Source organism: Micromonospora sp. NPDC002575 (assembly GCF_042889525.1).
GTDB classification, from domain to species: Bacteria; Actinomycetota; Actinomycetes; order Mycobacteriales; family Micromonosporaceae; genus Micromonospora; species Micromonospora carbonacea.
The window spans coordinates 24,557-38,462 of sequence record NZ_JBIARA010000034.1 but is presented as its reverse complement, the minus strand read 5'-3'; the positions used below and the strand labels follow the sequence as shown (position 1 = coordinate 38,462).

The window sequence follows — 13,906 nt, the reverse complement described above, 5'->3', positions numbered from 1 at the left end:
TCCGGAAGAACTCTGCCTTGACCTCAGCGGAAACGACCACGGTCCTCGCAACCCCCAGAAGAACTAGGCGTTGCGAGGACCGCTAGACCCCAAGCGGTAGAGAAGGGGCCCCTTCTCACCGCCCCTCCCCGGTGGGCGGGGCGGCGGCGGGTGAGGCAGCGGGCAGGGCGTTGGCGGTGGGCGGGGTGTCGGCGGGGCGGGGCTCCACGCGGACGCGGGTCGTCGCGCCCAGGCCGCGCCGAGACTCGTAGGCGTCCTCCACCATGCGGCGCACGCGCTCCGGCTCCCGGCGGATCTGCGCCGGCGTGAAGTGCAGGATCAGCACCCCGTGCCGGCTCAGCTCGTTGTGCCGGTCCAGCGTCCGGGCCCAGTCGGCCGGGCTGAAGTGGAACTCCTGCGAGTCCACCTCCAGGGCCACCGCCGCGTCGGCCAGGTAGCCGTCCGGGGTCGGCAGCACGACGCCGTCGCCGCTGACCAGGCGCGGGTTCCAGCGGATCTCCGGCACCACCCTGCTGCCGGCCAGGCACTCCCGCAGCTCGGCCTCCGGCGCCGACCGGGTGCCGTCGACGATCTCCGCGAACGCCTTGCGGACCAGCGCCGTCCGGCTGCGCCGGGCCCGGCGGATCTCCTCGTCCAGGGCGGGCAGGTCGGCGTACCCCCGTTGCACCGCCTCGGCGACGATCGCGCGGACCGGACGCAGCTCGCGCAGGTCGCGGGCCGCGTCGACCACGGCCCGGGCGGGCGAACACACCGGGTAGAGCGCCGTCTGCCGGGCCCGCTCGTCGAGCGCCAGCGCCCTGGTGATCACCGCGTGCCCGGCCGACCGGCGTCGCGCGTGGTGCGGCACGACCAGGTGTACGTCGTCGCTGCGCGGGCTGTAGCGGAAGCCGTACCAGGTCAGGGCGGCCAGCCCGGTGAGCTGCGCCTGCCGGCCGGCGTACAGGGCGGCGGAGATGCGCCGCTGCTCGTCGGTCAGCGTGCCGGTGAACAGGGCGTACGTCGCCGGGAGGACGCGCTGCCAGCGGCCCCGGCGGGCCTGCCGGTAGAGGTGCATGTCGTCGAAGCCGGCGGCCAGCAGCTGCGCCCGCGTGACGATCTGCTGCTGGCGGTGCGCCGCCCGGTCCAGCTCGGGTGAGTAGTCGGCCATGCCCGGCAGCATGGCGCGTCGCCCCCGCCCCGTCCCGCCCGACGGCCCCGCCTGTGGACAACGACCGGCCCTGTGGACAAGCCCCGCCGGCTCGGCGGGTGTGCTATGGGCGGTTGTTAACAGGGGACCCCTGCTATGCAGAAAGCGTTAACAGGGGGCCCCTCCTTACACTTGGCGGGTGAGTGGGAGCGGAAGGCCGGGCGGCGGGCTGCGCATCGGGCGGCACGAGGTGTGGCCGCCGGTGGTGCTCGCCCCGATGGCCGGGATCACCAACGTCGGGTTCCGCCGGCTGTGCCGGGAGCAGGGCGGCGGCATCTACGTCTGCGAGATGATCACCACGGTCGCGCTGGTCGAGCGGAACCCGAAGACGCTGCGGATGATCGCCTTCGGCGACGACGAGCGGCCCCGCAGCCTCCAGCTCTACGGCACCGACCCGGAGATCACCGCCGCCGCCGTGCGGATCGTGGTGGAGAAGGATCTCGCCGACCACATCGACCTCAACTTCGGCTGCCCCGTCCCCAAGGTCACCCGGCGCGGCGGCGGGTCGGCCCTGCCCTGGCGGCGGCGGCTGTTCGCCCGCCTCGTCCGGGCCGCCGTGGACGCCGCGTCGCCCGCCGGGGTGCCGGTCACCGTGAAGATGCGCAAGGGCATCGACGACGACCACCTGACGTACGTCGAGGCGGGGCTCGCCGCCCAGGACGCGGGCGTCGCGGCGGTGGCCCTGCACGGGCGTACGGCCGCGCAGCGCTACTCGGGCACCGCCGACTGGGACGCCATCGCCACGCTCAAGCAGGCGCTCGACGTGCCGGTGCTCGGCAACGGCGACATCTGGGAGGCCGACGACGCGCTGCGGATGGTCGCCCACACCGGCGTCGACGGCGTGGTGATCGGGCGCGGCTGCCTGGGCCGGCCGTGGCTCTTCGCCGACCTGGAGGCCGCGTTCGAGGGCCGGCCCGAGCGGCGGCTACCCACCCTCGGCGAGGTGGCGACGACCATGCGCCGGCACGCCGAGCTGCTGGTCGACCAGTTCACGGCGGGCGCGCGCAACCCGGCCCGGGGCGAGCGGGACGGCTGCACGGACTTCCGCAAGCACGTGGCCTGGTATCTCAAGGGCTTCCCGGTCGGCAGCGAGCTGCGCCGCGAACTGGCGATGATCGAGAGCCTGGCCCAGCTCGACGACCTGCTCGGCAAGCTCGACCCGGCCGAGCCGTTCCCGGTGGCGACGCTGGGTCAGCCGCGCGGCCGGACGAACTCGCCCGGCAAGGTCTTCCTGCCCGACGGCTGGCTGGCCAGCCGGGACGACGACACCGTCCCGGAGGGCGCGGAGCTGGCCGACTCGGGCGGCTGACGGTTTGCAGGGGCCCCCTGTACAACAGAAAGCGTTAACAGGGGGCCCTTCGGGTCAGGAGGCGTAGCCGCGGCTGGCGATCCAGTGCGCCAGGGCGTCGACGTCGATGCGGTAGCTGGCCTGGTCCGGGTTGGCCGAGTCGGCGATCGTCACGGTCTTCCCGCCCTCGGAGTAGCCGACGACGCTGATGTAGTGGCCGCCCTCGAAGGAGTGGCTGACGCCGTCGGTGTCGGTGGCGGTGCCGGCGATGTTGGCCACCACGGCCCGGCCGTCGTCGACCGCGCGGACGATGTCGGCGCGCAGCTTGTCGACGCGCTTGCCGTCGACCTTGTCGGCCGGCATCTCCGTGCTGTGGTACGCCTTGCGGCCGGTCTCCTTGTTCAGGACGGGGGTGATGTCGTTGATGGAGTTGGTGCCGGCCTCGGTGGTGCCCATCTCCTTGGCCATGGTGTCCACGTCGATGTTCTTGCCCTGCACGCTCAGCGCGTTGCGCGCCGCCGCCGGGCCGCAGTAGTAGAAGTTCGGCTGCGCCTCGTAGCGCACGTCCAGCTGACGCTCACCCGCCGCACGACGCTCGGCCTGCACCGACGCGACCCGCTCCACGGAAGCAGGGGCAGGGGCGGCCTGCGCGGCCAGCGCCGGACCCGCGATCCCACCAGCGGTCGCAGCGACACCAGCAACGGTCAGGGCGGTACGACGAATCAGATCGGTACGCATAACAGCGTGCTCCTCTGCTCGGGGGAAACGGCACCGCGAAAGGGGGATACGCGCGGCGGCACCGCGAAGAGAAAAGTCCGGGGGAGGGACGACCCGGCGGCGGGGGCCTGCTCGGGCGTCCGGAGGGTGTAACGACCCCGACCCCATCGGCATTCCGGGGTTCCCGGCCCCCGGCGTCCCGGCGCGCGGGGCGGGGGTGGGGCGGCTCAGGGCCCGACCGGGCGGCAGAGCCCCGGTCGCATGCCATGTACAACGCCCCCGCCCCCGACCCGATTCCGCCCCCGGGGTGACCCCGGCCACCGGACCCGACGGCGCAAACCGGGCATACCTCGCGTCAGGGCAGGTCGGCCGCGGGGGCCGCCGGCCGCGGCGCCGGGCGGGGGCTGGGGAGCCCGCCGGGAGCCGTGGTCGGCCAGGGGACCTCCGGTGCGGGGTGGAAGGTGATGCCGGCGGTGCTCCAGCGGGGGCCGTGACCGGCGAGGCGACGGCGGAAGGACGCCCAGTCGTGCGTGTGCCGGGGCGACCAGGCCAGCTCGGCGAGGGCGGGCAGCCGGGGCAGCAGCATGAACTCGATCTCGGCCAGCGAGGTCACCGACTCGGTCCAGAGCGGGGCCTCCACGCCGAGCACCGCCTCGGCGGGCACACCGGTCAGGTGTGTGCCCGGATCCCAGCCGTACGCGCGTTCCACGTCGATGAGGCCCGCCCAGTCGTGCCCGATCGGGGTGTCCGGGGCGTACTTCATGTCCAGGTATGCGCGGTTTGCGGGGGAGAGGATCACCCGTGCGCCGCGCCGGACCGCCTCGACCGTCACGGCGTCGTCGCCTGCGGTGCCCCACCACTGGAGGACCCGCCCGTCGGCGTGCCCGGCCGGGGCGATCTGGTGCCAGCCGACCACGGTCTTGCCGGTGGCGGCGACGATGTCCTGCGTCCGCTCCACGAAGCGGACGTACGCGTCGGCGGGAACCTTGAACGCCTCGTCCCCGCCGATGTGCAGCCACGGCCCCGGGGTGAGCGCGGCGACCTCGCCGAGCACGTCGGCGACGAAGGCGTACGTGCGCTCGTCGGCCGGGTCGAGATAGCTGAAGCCGACCTCGGTGCCCGTGTACGGCGGCGGCGCGACCCCGTCCGGCGCGAGCTGCGGGTACGCGGTCAGCGCCGCGTTGGTGTGGCCGGGCAGGTCGATCTCCGGGACGACGGTGACGTGCCGGCGGGCGGCGTAGGCGACGATGCGCCGGTAGTCGGCCCGGGTGTACGCCCCGCCGGGGCCGCCGCCCACCTGGGTCGCCCCGCCGACGGCGGCCAGCCTCGGCCAGCCGTCGACGGCGATCCGCCAGCCCTGGTCGTCGGTGAGGTGCAGGTGCAGGTGGTTGAGCTTGTAGCGGGCCAGGTGGTCGATCACCCGCAGCACGTCGGCGACGCCGAAGAAGTGCCGCGCCACGTCGAGCATCGCGCCCCGGTAGGGGAACCGGGGCCGGTCGACGATCACCCCGCCGGGCACCGCCCAGCGGGCGGCCACGGGGGCGGGGCTCTCGACGGCGGGCGGCAGGAGCTGGCGCAGGGTCTGCACGCCGTGCAGGAGGCCGGCCGGCGTGGCGGCGGTGATCCGTACCGCGTCGGGGGTCACGTCGAGCCGGTAGCCCTCCGCGCCGAGCGCGGCGACCGGGCCGGGGTCGGCGGGTGCGGCGACCGGGCCGGGACCGTCGCCGGAAGCGCCGGAGAGCCGGAGGGTCAGGCCCCCGGCGGCCGGCGCGGCGTCGGTCACCGGGAGCGGGTAGCCGGTGGCGGGCCGCAGCAGGGCGGCGAGCTGCTCGGCGACGTCCCGGGCGGCCGGGTCGGGGCTGACCCGGACGGCCGCGTCGGCGGGGAGCGTGAAGTCGGCGGCCGGGTCGGGCTCGACCCGCTCCGGGGCGGGGACCACGTCGCCCAGCCGGACGGGGGCCGGCGGCGCGAGCCGGTCGACGGCGGCGCGGGCGGCGACGCCGGCCAGGTCGGCGGCGGCCGGCTCGGGTGCGGTCGGGTCGACGGCCGGGCCGGTCGGGTCGAGCGGCCGGCGGCCGGGCTCGGCGGGGCGGGGCGGGGCGGGCGGCACGGTGCGGACTCCGGGGGTGTGTATTTGCGAGGGATATGGCAAAGGTGAAGTTCGGCGGAACCGGTGCGGTCAAGAGTACGAGGGGGCCGAGAATTGCGTGATCGTGCGCGTGGAAACGTTCCCAAAAACCGGTACGGACGCGGATAGTCGTGATGGCTGTGCCGATTGTCACCAAGCAGGCCCAGGTCACGCGATGTTCGCTTAGCCTTCGCCCACCGATCGGCGACGGCACCGGATTAGCGGTGGCCGGCCCTGGGGTATCAGCAAACTGAACCTTCGTTAAGTGTCAATTCGGCGCGCGTGGGAGGCTCTGGTGGCAGCGCAAGAGACGGTCGATCACAAGTACGTCTACGACTTCGCCGAGGGCAACAAGGACCTCAAGGACCTGCTCGGCGGCAAGGGGGCGAACCTCGCCGAGATGACGAACCTCGGCCTGCCGGTGCCGCCCGGCTTCACCATCACCACCGAGGCCTGCAAGGCGTACCTCGCCACCGGACGGGAGCCGGCCGGGCTCGCCGGCCAGATCGAGGCGCACCTGGAATCGCTGGAGCGGGGGATGGGCCGCCGCCTCGGCGACGCGCACGACCCGCTGCTGGTCTCCGTACGCTCCGGGGCGAAGTTCTCCATGCCGGGCATGATGGAGACCGTCCTCAACGTCGGCCTCAACGACCGCAGCGTCGTCGGGCTCGCCGCGCAGGCGGGCGGCAACGAGCGGTTCGCCTGGGACTCCTACCGGCGGCTGATCCAGATGTTCGGCAAGACCGTCTGCGAGGTGCCGGGCGAGGAGTTCGAGCACGCGCTCGACGAGGCCAAGCGCGCCCGGGGCACCGACAACGACCTCGACCTGGACGCCGACGACCTGCGCGGGCTGGTCGACGCGTACAAGAGGATCTTCCTCAAGCACACCGGGCGCGACTTCCCGCAGGAGCCCCGCGAGCAGCTCGACCTGGCCATCCGCGCGGTCTTCGAGTCGTGGAACGCCGAGCGCGCGGTGCTCTACCGCCGGCAGGAGCGCATCCCCGCCGACCTCGGCACCGCCGTCAACGTGGTGGCCATGGTCTTCGGCAACCTCGGCCCAGACTCCGGCACCGGCGTCGCCTTCACCCGCGACCCGGCCAGCGGCGCGCAGGGCATCTACGGCGACTACCTGGCCAACGCCCAGGGCGAGGACGTCGTCGCCGGCATCCGCAACACCGTGCCGCTGCAGGAGCTGGAGCGCCTCGACAAGCGGTCCTACGACGAACTGCTCGACATCATGGCCCGGCTGGAGGGGCACTACCGGGACCTGTGCGACATCGAGTTCACCATCGAACGCGGCAAGCTCTGGATGCTCCAGACCCGGGTCGGCAAGCGCACCGCGGCGGCGGCGTTCGTCATCGCCGGCCAGCTCGTCGACGAGGGCCTGATCGACCTCGACGAGGCGCTGCACCGGGTCAACGGCGCGCAGCTCGCCCAGCTCATGTTCCCCCGGTTCCAGCTCGACCACGACTTCGAGCCGGTGGCCAGGGGCGTCGGGGCGTCGCCGGGCGCGGCGTCCGGCAGGGTGGTCTTCACCTCCGCCCGCGCCGTCGAGCTGGCCGGCGAGGGCGAGGCGGTGATCCTGGTCCGCCGGGAGACCAACCCCGACGACCTCAACGGCATGATCGCCGCGAAGGGCATCCTCACCTCGCGCGGCGGCAAGACCAGCCACGCCGCGGTGGTCGCCCGGGGCATGGGCAAGACCTGCGTGTCCGGCGCCGACGAGATCGACGTCAACGTGCCCGCGAAGCGGTTCACCGTCGCCGGGCAGACCGTCAACGAGGGCGACGTCGTCTCGATCGACGGCACCACCGGCAAGGTCTACCTCGGCGAGGTGCCGGTCACGCCGTCGGAGGTGGTGCGCTACTTCGAGGGCACCCTCGACCCGGACGAGGCCGACGACGCGCTGGTCAAGGCCGTACACCGGATCATGACCCACGCCGACGCGACCCGGCGGCTGGCGGTGCGCGCGAACGCCGACACCGGCGCGGACGCCGCCCGGGCCCGCCGCTTCGGCGCGCAGGGCATCGGGCTGTGCCGCACCGAGCACATGTTCCTCGGCGACCGCCGTGAGCTGGTCGAGCGGCTGATCCTGGCCCGCACCGACACCGAACGCTCCGACGCCCTCGCCGCGCTGCTGCCGTTGCAGCGCGACGACTTCGTGGAGATCTTCCGCGAGATGGCCGGCCTGCCGGTCACGGTGCGGCTGATCGACCCGCCGCTGCACGAGTTCCTGCCGCCGCTGGAGCAGCTCGCGGTTGACGTCGCCGTCGCCCAGGAACGCGGCGAGGACGTGGCGAAGGAGGAGGCGCTGCTCGCCGCCGTCCGGCGGATGCACGAGGAGAACCCGATGCTGGGCCTGCGCGGGGTGCGGCTCGGCCTGGTCATCCCCGGCCTGTTCGCCATGCAGGTGCGGGCGATCGCCGAGGCCGCCGTCCGGGTCACCCGCGACGGCGGGTCGGCCTGCCCGGAGATCATGGTCCCGCTCGTCGGGGCGGTGCAGGAACTGGAGACGGTGCGCGCCGAAGCCGAGAGGATCATCGCCGAGGTGGTCGGGGACAGCGGCGTCGAGGTGCTGATCGGCACGATGATCGAGGTGCCCCGGGCGGCGCTGACCGCCGGCCAGATCGCCGAGGCGGCGCAGTTCTTCTCCTTCGGCACCAACGACCTCACCCAGATGGGCTGGGGCTTCTCCCGCGACGACGTGGAGGGGGCCTTCTTCTGGCGCTACCTGGAGCTGGGCATCTTCGGCATCTCGCCGTTCGAGTCGATCGACCGCGACGGCGTGGGCCGGCTGGTGCGGATCGCCGCCGAGGAGGGCCGGGCCGCCCGGCCGGGGCTGAAGCTCGGCGTCTGCGGCGAGCACGGGGGCGATCCGGAGTCCGTCCACTTCTTCCACTCCGTCGGCCTGGACTATGTCTCCTGCTCGCCGTTCCGGGTGCCGGTGGCCCGGCTGGAGGCCGGTCGCGCGGCCGTCGAGACGGTCGGCTCCGACAGCCGATGAGCGACGGCCTCGTCGGACCGCCGGCACGGCGGGGCCGGCCGCGCGCTGGCCGGCGGTCGCCAGGTCCGGCGCCGGCCCCGGTGGCAAGCCGCACGCATCGCCCACCGGGGCCGGCGGGCTCAGATCGGCGGACGCCGCCAGCCGGTGGCGCGGGGCGCGTTCGGCGTGCGCCCCGGCAGGGTCGCCATCGGGGTCCGCATGGCCAGCGGCGCGTGCGGGTCGGGCGCGGGCATGCTGACGGGCGCGCTGCGCTCCTGGTCGAAGGCCGAGCCGGTCCGGGCGGCCACCTCCCGGGCCTCCCGGTGCAGGGTCTCCAGGTCGGCGCAGGCCCCGGTGACCAGGGTCAGCAGCGCGTGCCGACCGGCCGGGTAGGTCACCACGCAGCCCCGGGCGGTGAACACCACCGACTCCTGGAACTCGCCGTGCCGGACCGTGTCGGCGACCCGGTGGCCGAGGCCGAAGCTGGCCGCGGCCAGGGCCGCCAGGTGGGTGGCGTCGGTCGTCGGCAGGTCGCTGGAGATGAGCAGGCCGTCGGTGCCGGCGAGCACGCCCCCGGCGACCTCCGGCCGGCGCTGGCGCAGCCCCCGTAGTTCCGTTTCCAGCACCGTGTCAGCGTCCACGAGCGTCACTTCCCGTCGTCCGATTCGGCAGGTTCGGATCTGATTCAGGTGTGTGGATCATCGGTAACGTTCTGCTCTGGGAACGCTACCGGTCGCCATGGTGGACCGCGACCCGTCACGGTCGGCAATTAGCCGACAACTCTCGACTGATCGGCTGTTGCGCGCCGCCGGGCGGGGACTCGTCGCGCGGGGAGCCGCCGCCGCGCCGCCGGCTGCCCTCGGGCGTAGCCTGGTGGCTCTCGCGAAGGATGCCGGATGGCCGGGTGGAGGGTGGACCGCATGACCAGCGTCCGGGACGCGGGCCACTCCGCCGGCGACGTGGGTGTCTTCGACGGCGTGCGGTGGGTCGACGAGCCGGCCAAGGACACCGGGGCCGGCCGCTCGCCGTACGAGCGGGACCGGGCGCGGGTGCTGCACTCGGCCGCGTTCCGCCGGCTCGCCGCGAAGACCCAGGTGCACACCGCCGGCACCGACGACTTCCTGCGCACCCGGCTGACGCACTCGCTGGAGGTGGCGCAGATCGCCCGGGAGATGGGCGCCCGGCTGGGCTGCGACCCCGACGTGGTGGACACCGCCGGGCTGGCCCACGACCTCGGCCACCCGCCGTTCGGGCACAACGGCGAGGCCGCCCTGGACCAGCTCGCCGCGCCGTGCGGCGGCTTCGAGGGCAACGCGCAGACGCTGCGGGTGCTCACCCGGCTGGAGGCCAAGGTGCTCGCCCCGGGCGGCGGGTCCGCCGGGCTCAACCTGACCCGGGCGTCGCTCGACGCCACCGCGAAATACCCGTGGCCGCGCCGCCCGACGGGCGGCAAGTTCGGGGTGTACGCCGACGACCGGCCGGTCTTCGACTGGCTGCGCGCCGGCGCACCGGCCGAGGGGCGGCGCTGCCTGGAGGCCCAGGTGATGGACTGGGCCGACGACGTGGCGTACTCGGTGCACGACGTCGAGGACGGCGTCCACGGCGGGTACGTGGGCCTCGGCCCGCTGCTGGCCGACCCCGACGAGCGGGCCGCGCTCTGCGCCGACGTGGCCGCCACGTACTCCGGGGAGTCGCCGGCGGACCTCGGCGTCGTGCTGGTCGAGCTGCTCGCCGACCCGGTGCTCGCGCCCCTCGCCGGCTACGACGGCAGCCACCGGGCCCAGGCCGCGCTGAAGGCGACCACCAGCGTGCTCACCGGCCGGTTCGTCTCGACCGTGGTGGCCGCCACCCGGGAGCGCTGCGGGCCCGGCCCGCTGCGCCGGTACGCGGCCGACCTGGTGGTGCCGCGCCGGGTCCGGGCCGAGTGCGCGCTGCTCAAGGGGCTGGCGCTGCGCTACGTGATGCGCCGCCCCGGCGCCCGGTGCCGGTACGAGCGGCAGCGGCAGATCCTCGCCGAGCTGGTCTCCGCCCTGACCCGGCGGGCCCCCGAGGCGCTGGACCCGGTCTTCGCCCCGCTGTGGCGGGACGCCCCGGACGACGCGGCCCGGCTGCGCGTGGTGATCGACCAGGTCGCCTCGCTCACCGACCCGGCCGCCGTCGCCTGGCACGAGCGGCTGCGGGCGGACTTAGGCTAGCCTAAGCGTATGACGGAGCGCCCGAAGAAGGTCACCACCGCCCGGGTCCTGCGGACCTGGCGGCCCACCCCGCACGTGATCCGGCTGGTGCTCGGCGGGGAGGAGCTGACCGGCCTCCCGGTGGGCGAGCACACCGACCACTACGTGAAGCTGGTCTTCCCGCCGGACGGGGTGACCTATCCGGAGCCGGTCGACCTCGCGGCGATCCGCCGCCTGCCCGCCGAGCAGTGGCCGCGGCTGCGCGCGTACACGGTGCGGGCCTTCGACGCGGCGGCCGGCGAGCTGACCATCGACGTGGTGCACCACGGCGAGCAGGGGGTGGCCGGCCCCTGGGCGGCCCGGCTGCGGCCCGGCGACGCGGTGCGCTTCCTCGGCCCCGGCGGGGCGTACGCGCCGAGCCCGGACGCCGACTGGCACCTGCTGGTGGGCGACGAGAGCGCGCTGCCGGCGATCGCCGCCGCCCTGGAACGGCTCCCGGCGGGCGCCCCGGCGCGGGTCTTCCTGGAGGTGGCCGACGCCGCCGAGGAACAGCCGCTGCCCAGCAAGGGCGACGTCGAGCTGACCTGGCTGCACCGGGGCGACCGGCCGGTCGGCGAGGCGCTGGTGGCGGCGGTGCGGGCGCTGGACTTCCCGCCCGGCGTCGTGCACGCCTTCGTGCACGGCGAGGCGACCTTCGTCCGCGAGCTGCGCCGGCTGCTGCGCGTCGAGCGCGGCGTGCCCCGGGAGTGGCTGTCGATCTCCGGCTACTGGCGGCGGGGCATGGACGACGAGGGCTGGCGCTCGACGAAGCCCGACTGGAACCGGCAGGTCGAGGCCGACGAGGCCGGCGCGGCCGGCTGACGCGGCGGTGCGGGGCGGCCCGGGACGCGGCCGCCCGCCGTCCCCCCGACGCCGCCCGGGTCACCCCGGCAGGGCAGGATGTAGGGCCGAGGGGGTGGCGAATGGCTGGGCGGATCCGCGACGAGGACATCGCGCTGGTCCGGGAGCGCACCTCGATCGCCGAGGTCATCTCGGACACGGTGACGCTCCGGTCGGCCGGCGGCGGCAACCTCAAGGGGCTGTGCCCGTTCCACGACGAGAAGAGCCCGTCGTTCAACGTCTCGCCGGCCCGTAACGTCTGGTACTGCTTCGGCTGCGGCGCCGGCGGCGACGCGATCAAGTTCCTGATGGACGCCGAGCACCTCAGCTTCGTCGAGTCCGTCGAGCGGCTCGCCGCCCGCGCCGGCATCCAGCTGCGCTACGTCGAGAACGACCAGGCCGCCCCGCGCGCCGCCCGCCCCCAGCAGGGGCAGCGGCAGCGGCTGGTGGCCGCGCACGCCGCCGCCGTCGAGTTCTACCAGGCCCAGCTCGGCACGGCCGGCGCCCGCCCGGCCCGGGAGTTCCTCGCCCGGCGCGGCTTCGACCGGGCCGCCGCCCAGCGGTACGCCTGCGGCTTCGCCCCGGACGCCTGGGACCTGCTCACCAAGCACCTGCGCCAGCAGGGCTTCACCCACGACGAGCTGGTCACGGCCGGGCTGTCGCGCCCGTCGCGCTCCGGCACCCTGATCGACCGGTTCCGCCGCCGGCTGATGTGGCCGATCCGCGACATCACCGGCGACCCGATCGGGTTCGGCGCCCGCAAGCTGTTCGACGACGACGACGGCCCGAAATACCTCAACACCCCCGAGACGCCGATCTACAAGAAGTCGCACGTCCTCTACGGCATCGACCAGGCCAAGCGGGAGATCGCCAAGCAGGGCAAGGTGGTCGTCGTCGAGGGCTACACCGACGTGATGGCCTGCCACCTGGCGGGCGTCCCGACGGCGGTGGCGACCTGCGGCACGGCGTTCGGCGCGGATCACATCTCGGTGCTGCGCCGGCTGCTGCTGGACACCGACGACGTGGCCGGCGAGATCATCTTCACCTTCGACGGCGACGCCGCCGGGCAGAAGGCGGCGCTGCGCGCGTTCGACGACGACCAGCGCTTCGTCGGGCGCACCTTCATCGCGGTCAGCCCCGACAACATGGACCCGTGCGACCTGCGCCTGGCAAAGGGCGACCTCGCGGTGCGCGACCTGGTCGCCCGCCGCGAGCCGCTTGTCGACTTCGCGCTGCGCCACGTCATCAACCGGTACGACCTGGACACCGTCGACGGCCGGGTGGAGGCGATGCGCCGCGCCGCGCCGATTGTCGCGAAGATCAAGGACCGGGAGAAGCGCCCCGAGTACGTCCGCAAGCTCGCCGGTGACCTCGGCATGGAGATCGAGCCGGTGCAGCGGGCCGTGCTCGCCGCCGTCTCCGGCCAGCCCGCCGGGGGCAGCGCACCCGCGCCGGCGCGCGCCGCCCGGCCCGCGCCCGGCGCGGACAGCCCGATGTCGCTGGTCGAGCGGGAGGCGCTGAAGCTCGCCCTCCAGGAGCCGGTGCTGGCCGGGCCGATGTTCGACGCGGTCGAGGCGTCGGAATACCAGCACCCGGTGCACGTGGCCGTGCGGGAGGCGATCGCGGCGGCCGGCGGCGCCGCCGCCGCCACGCAGGGCGCGGTCTGGGTCGAGGCGGTCCGCGACGCCTGCGGCGACCTCGCCGCCCAGGCGCTGGTGGGCGAGCTGGCGGTGGAGCCGCTGCGCATCGACGGGGAGCCCGATCCCCGGTACGTCTCGGTGACCATCGCGCGGTTGCAGTGGGGCTCGGTGACCGGCCGGATCCGGGACCTCAAGTCGAAGATCCAGCGGATCAACCCGGTCAGCAACAAGGACGAGTACTTCGCGCTGTTCGGTGAGCTGCTGTCGTTGGAGCAGCACGCGCGGGCGCTGCGCGAGCAGGCCGCGGGAGGGCTGTGATGGGGCTGTTGCGCCGCAAGCCGAAGCTGCCCCCGGCGGCCCGTCCGCCGCTGACCGACGGCGAGCGGGTGCTGGCCTGGGCCGCCGCCGGCCCGGGCGCGGCCGGTGCCGAGGGCGGTGGCGGTGGCGTGCTGGTCGCCACCAACCTGGGGCTCTGGCTGCCGGGGCGGGACGCCCGGCTGGGCTGGCACGACGTCCTCAAGGCCGTCTGGTCGGGGCGGGAGCTGACCGTCACCCCGGCTGAGCGGGTCGCCGAGCGCTCCGGGTACGTGCTGGTGGCCGACGGCCCCGCCGAGACGTACCTGCTGCTCGAACCGGGCGAGCTGCCGCACCAGGTGCGGGCGCGGGTGACCCGTTCGGTGGCGTACACCCAGCACCACCCGGTGCCCGGCGGTGCCGGCCGGATCGCCGCCCGCCGCGTGCCGGGGGTGGACGGTCTGGCCTGGACGGTGCGCTACGACCCGGGCACCCCCGGCGACGACGAGGCGGTGGTCGCCGAGACCGATCGCCTGGTCGCCGCGGCCCGCGCCGCCGCGGCCCCCGCCGACCTCTAGGGCCCGCCGACGAGGTCGGCGGCGCTCGCCCGGCGCGTG

At 74.6% G+C, this 13,906-nt stretch carries 10 protein-coding genes; 6 read left to right on the top strand and 4 right to left on the bottom strand.

Translation table 11 applies throughout. The features are described 5' to 3' along the window. Window positions 1-115: 115 nt before the first annotated feature. Window positions 116-1,147 (bottom strand): type IV toxin-antitoxin system AbiEi family antitoxin domain-containing protein, encoded by a 1,032-nt coding sequence (locus tag ACFYWL_RS30150; protein ID WP_386979866.1) that lies wholly within the window; start codon window positions 1,145-1,147, stop codon window positions 116-118. A gap of 178 nt (window positions 1,148-1,325) precedes the next feature. Between ACFYWL_RS30150 and dusB the strand changes: the two genes are divergently transcribed. Next, window positions 1,326-2,495 (top strand): tRNA dihydrouridine synthase DusB, encoded by a 1,170-nt coding sequence (gene dusB, locus ACFYWL_RS30145; protein WP_386979863.1) that lies wholly within the window; start codon window positions 1,326-1,328, stop codon window positions 2,493-2,495. A 54-nt stretch (window positions 2,496-2,549) separates the two neighbouring features. On the opposite strand, the gene ACFYWL_RS30140 is transcribed toward dusB, so the two are convergent. Further along, window positions 2,550-3,212 (bottom strand): C39 family peptidase, encoded by a 663-nt coding sequence (locus ACFYWL_RS30140; protein WP_386979860.1) that lies wholly within the window; start codon window positions 3,210-3,212, stop codon window positions 2,550-2,552. Window positions 3,213-3,546: 334 nt separating this feature from the next. Next, window positions 3,547-5,301, bottom strand: coding sequence for a beta-N-acetylhexosaminidase (locus ACFYWL_RS30135; protein WP_386979857.1), 1,755 nt, complete (start codon window positions 5,299-5,301; stop codon window positions 3,547-3,549). A gap of 313 nt (window positions 5,302-5,614) precedes the next feature. Here ACFYWL_RS30135 and ppdK point away from each other — a divergent pair, with 313 nt between their 5' ends. Beyond that, window positions 5,615-8,323, top strand: a complete 2,709-nt coding sequence (gene ppdK, locus ACFYWL_RS30130) for a pyruvate, phosphate dikinase (protein WP_386979854.1) — start codon at window positions 5,615-5,617, stop codon at window positions 8,321-8,323. Between the two features lie 119 nt (window positions 8,324-8,442). Here the strand turns inward: ppdK and ACFYWL_RS30125 are convergent, their stop codons facing one another. Further along, window positions 8,443-8,943, bottom strand: coding sequence for a roadblock/LC7 domain-containing protein (locus ACFYWL_RS30125; protein WP_386979851.1), 501 nt, complete (start codon window positions 8,941-8,943; stop codon window positions 8,443-8,445). A 279-nt stretch (window positions 8,944-9,222) separates the two neighbouring features. Between ACFYWL_RS30125 and ACFYWL_RS30120 the strand changes: the two genes are divergently transcribed. The 4 genes from ACFYWL_RS30120 to ACFYWL_RS30105 all read left to right on the top strand — a co-directional run bounded on the left by ACFYWL_RS30120 (window position 9,223) and on the right by ACFYWL_RS30105 (window position 13,867). After that, a complete protein-coding gene (locus ACFYWL_RS30120) occupies window positions 9,223-10,497 on the top strand; it encodes a deoxyguanosinetriphosphate triphosphohydrolase (RefSeq protein ID WP_386979848.1) in 1,275 nt (424 codons plus the stop codon). A 9-nt stretch (window positions 10,498-10,506) separates the two neighbouring features. After that, a complete protein-coding gene (locus ACFYWL_RS30115) occupies window positions 10,507-11,337 on the top strand; it encodes a siderophore-interacting protein (RefSeq protein ID WP_386979845.1) in 831 nt (276 codons plus the stop codon). 101 nt (window positions 11,338-11,438) lie between these two features. Then, entirely contained in the window at window positions 11,439-13,313 is a 1,875-nt protein-coding gene (gene dnaG, locus ACFYWL_RS30110) for a DNA primase (RefSeq protein ID WP_386979842.1), read from the top strand. Further along, entirely contained in the window at window positions 13,313-13,867 is a 555-nt protein-coding gene (locus ACFYWL_RS30105) for a hypothetical protein (protein ID WP_386979839.1), read from the top strand. Before dnaG ends, ACFYWL_RS30105 begins: the two co-directional genes overlap by 1 nt. Window positions 13,868-13,906: the final 39 nt, after the last annotated feature.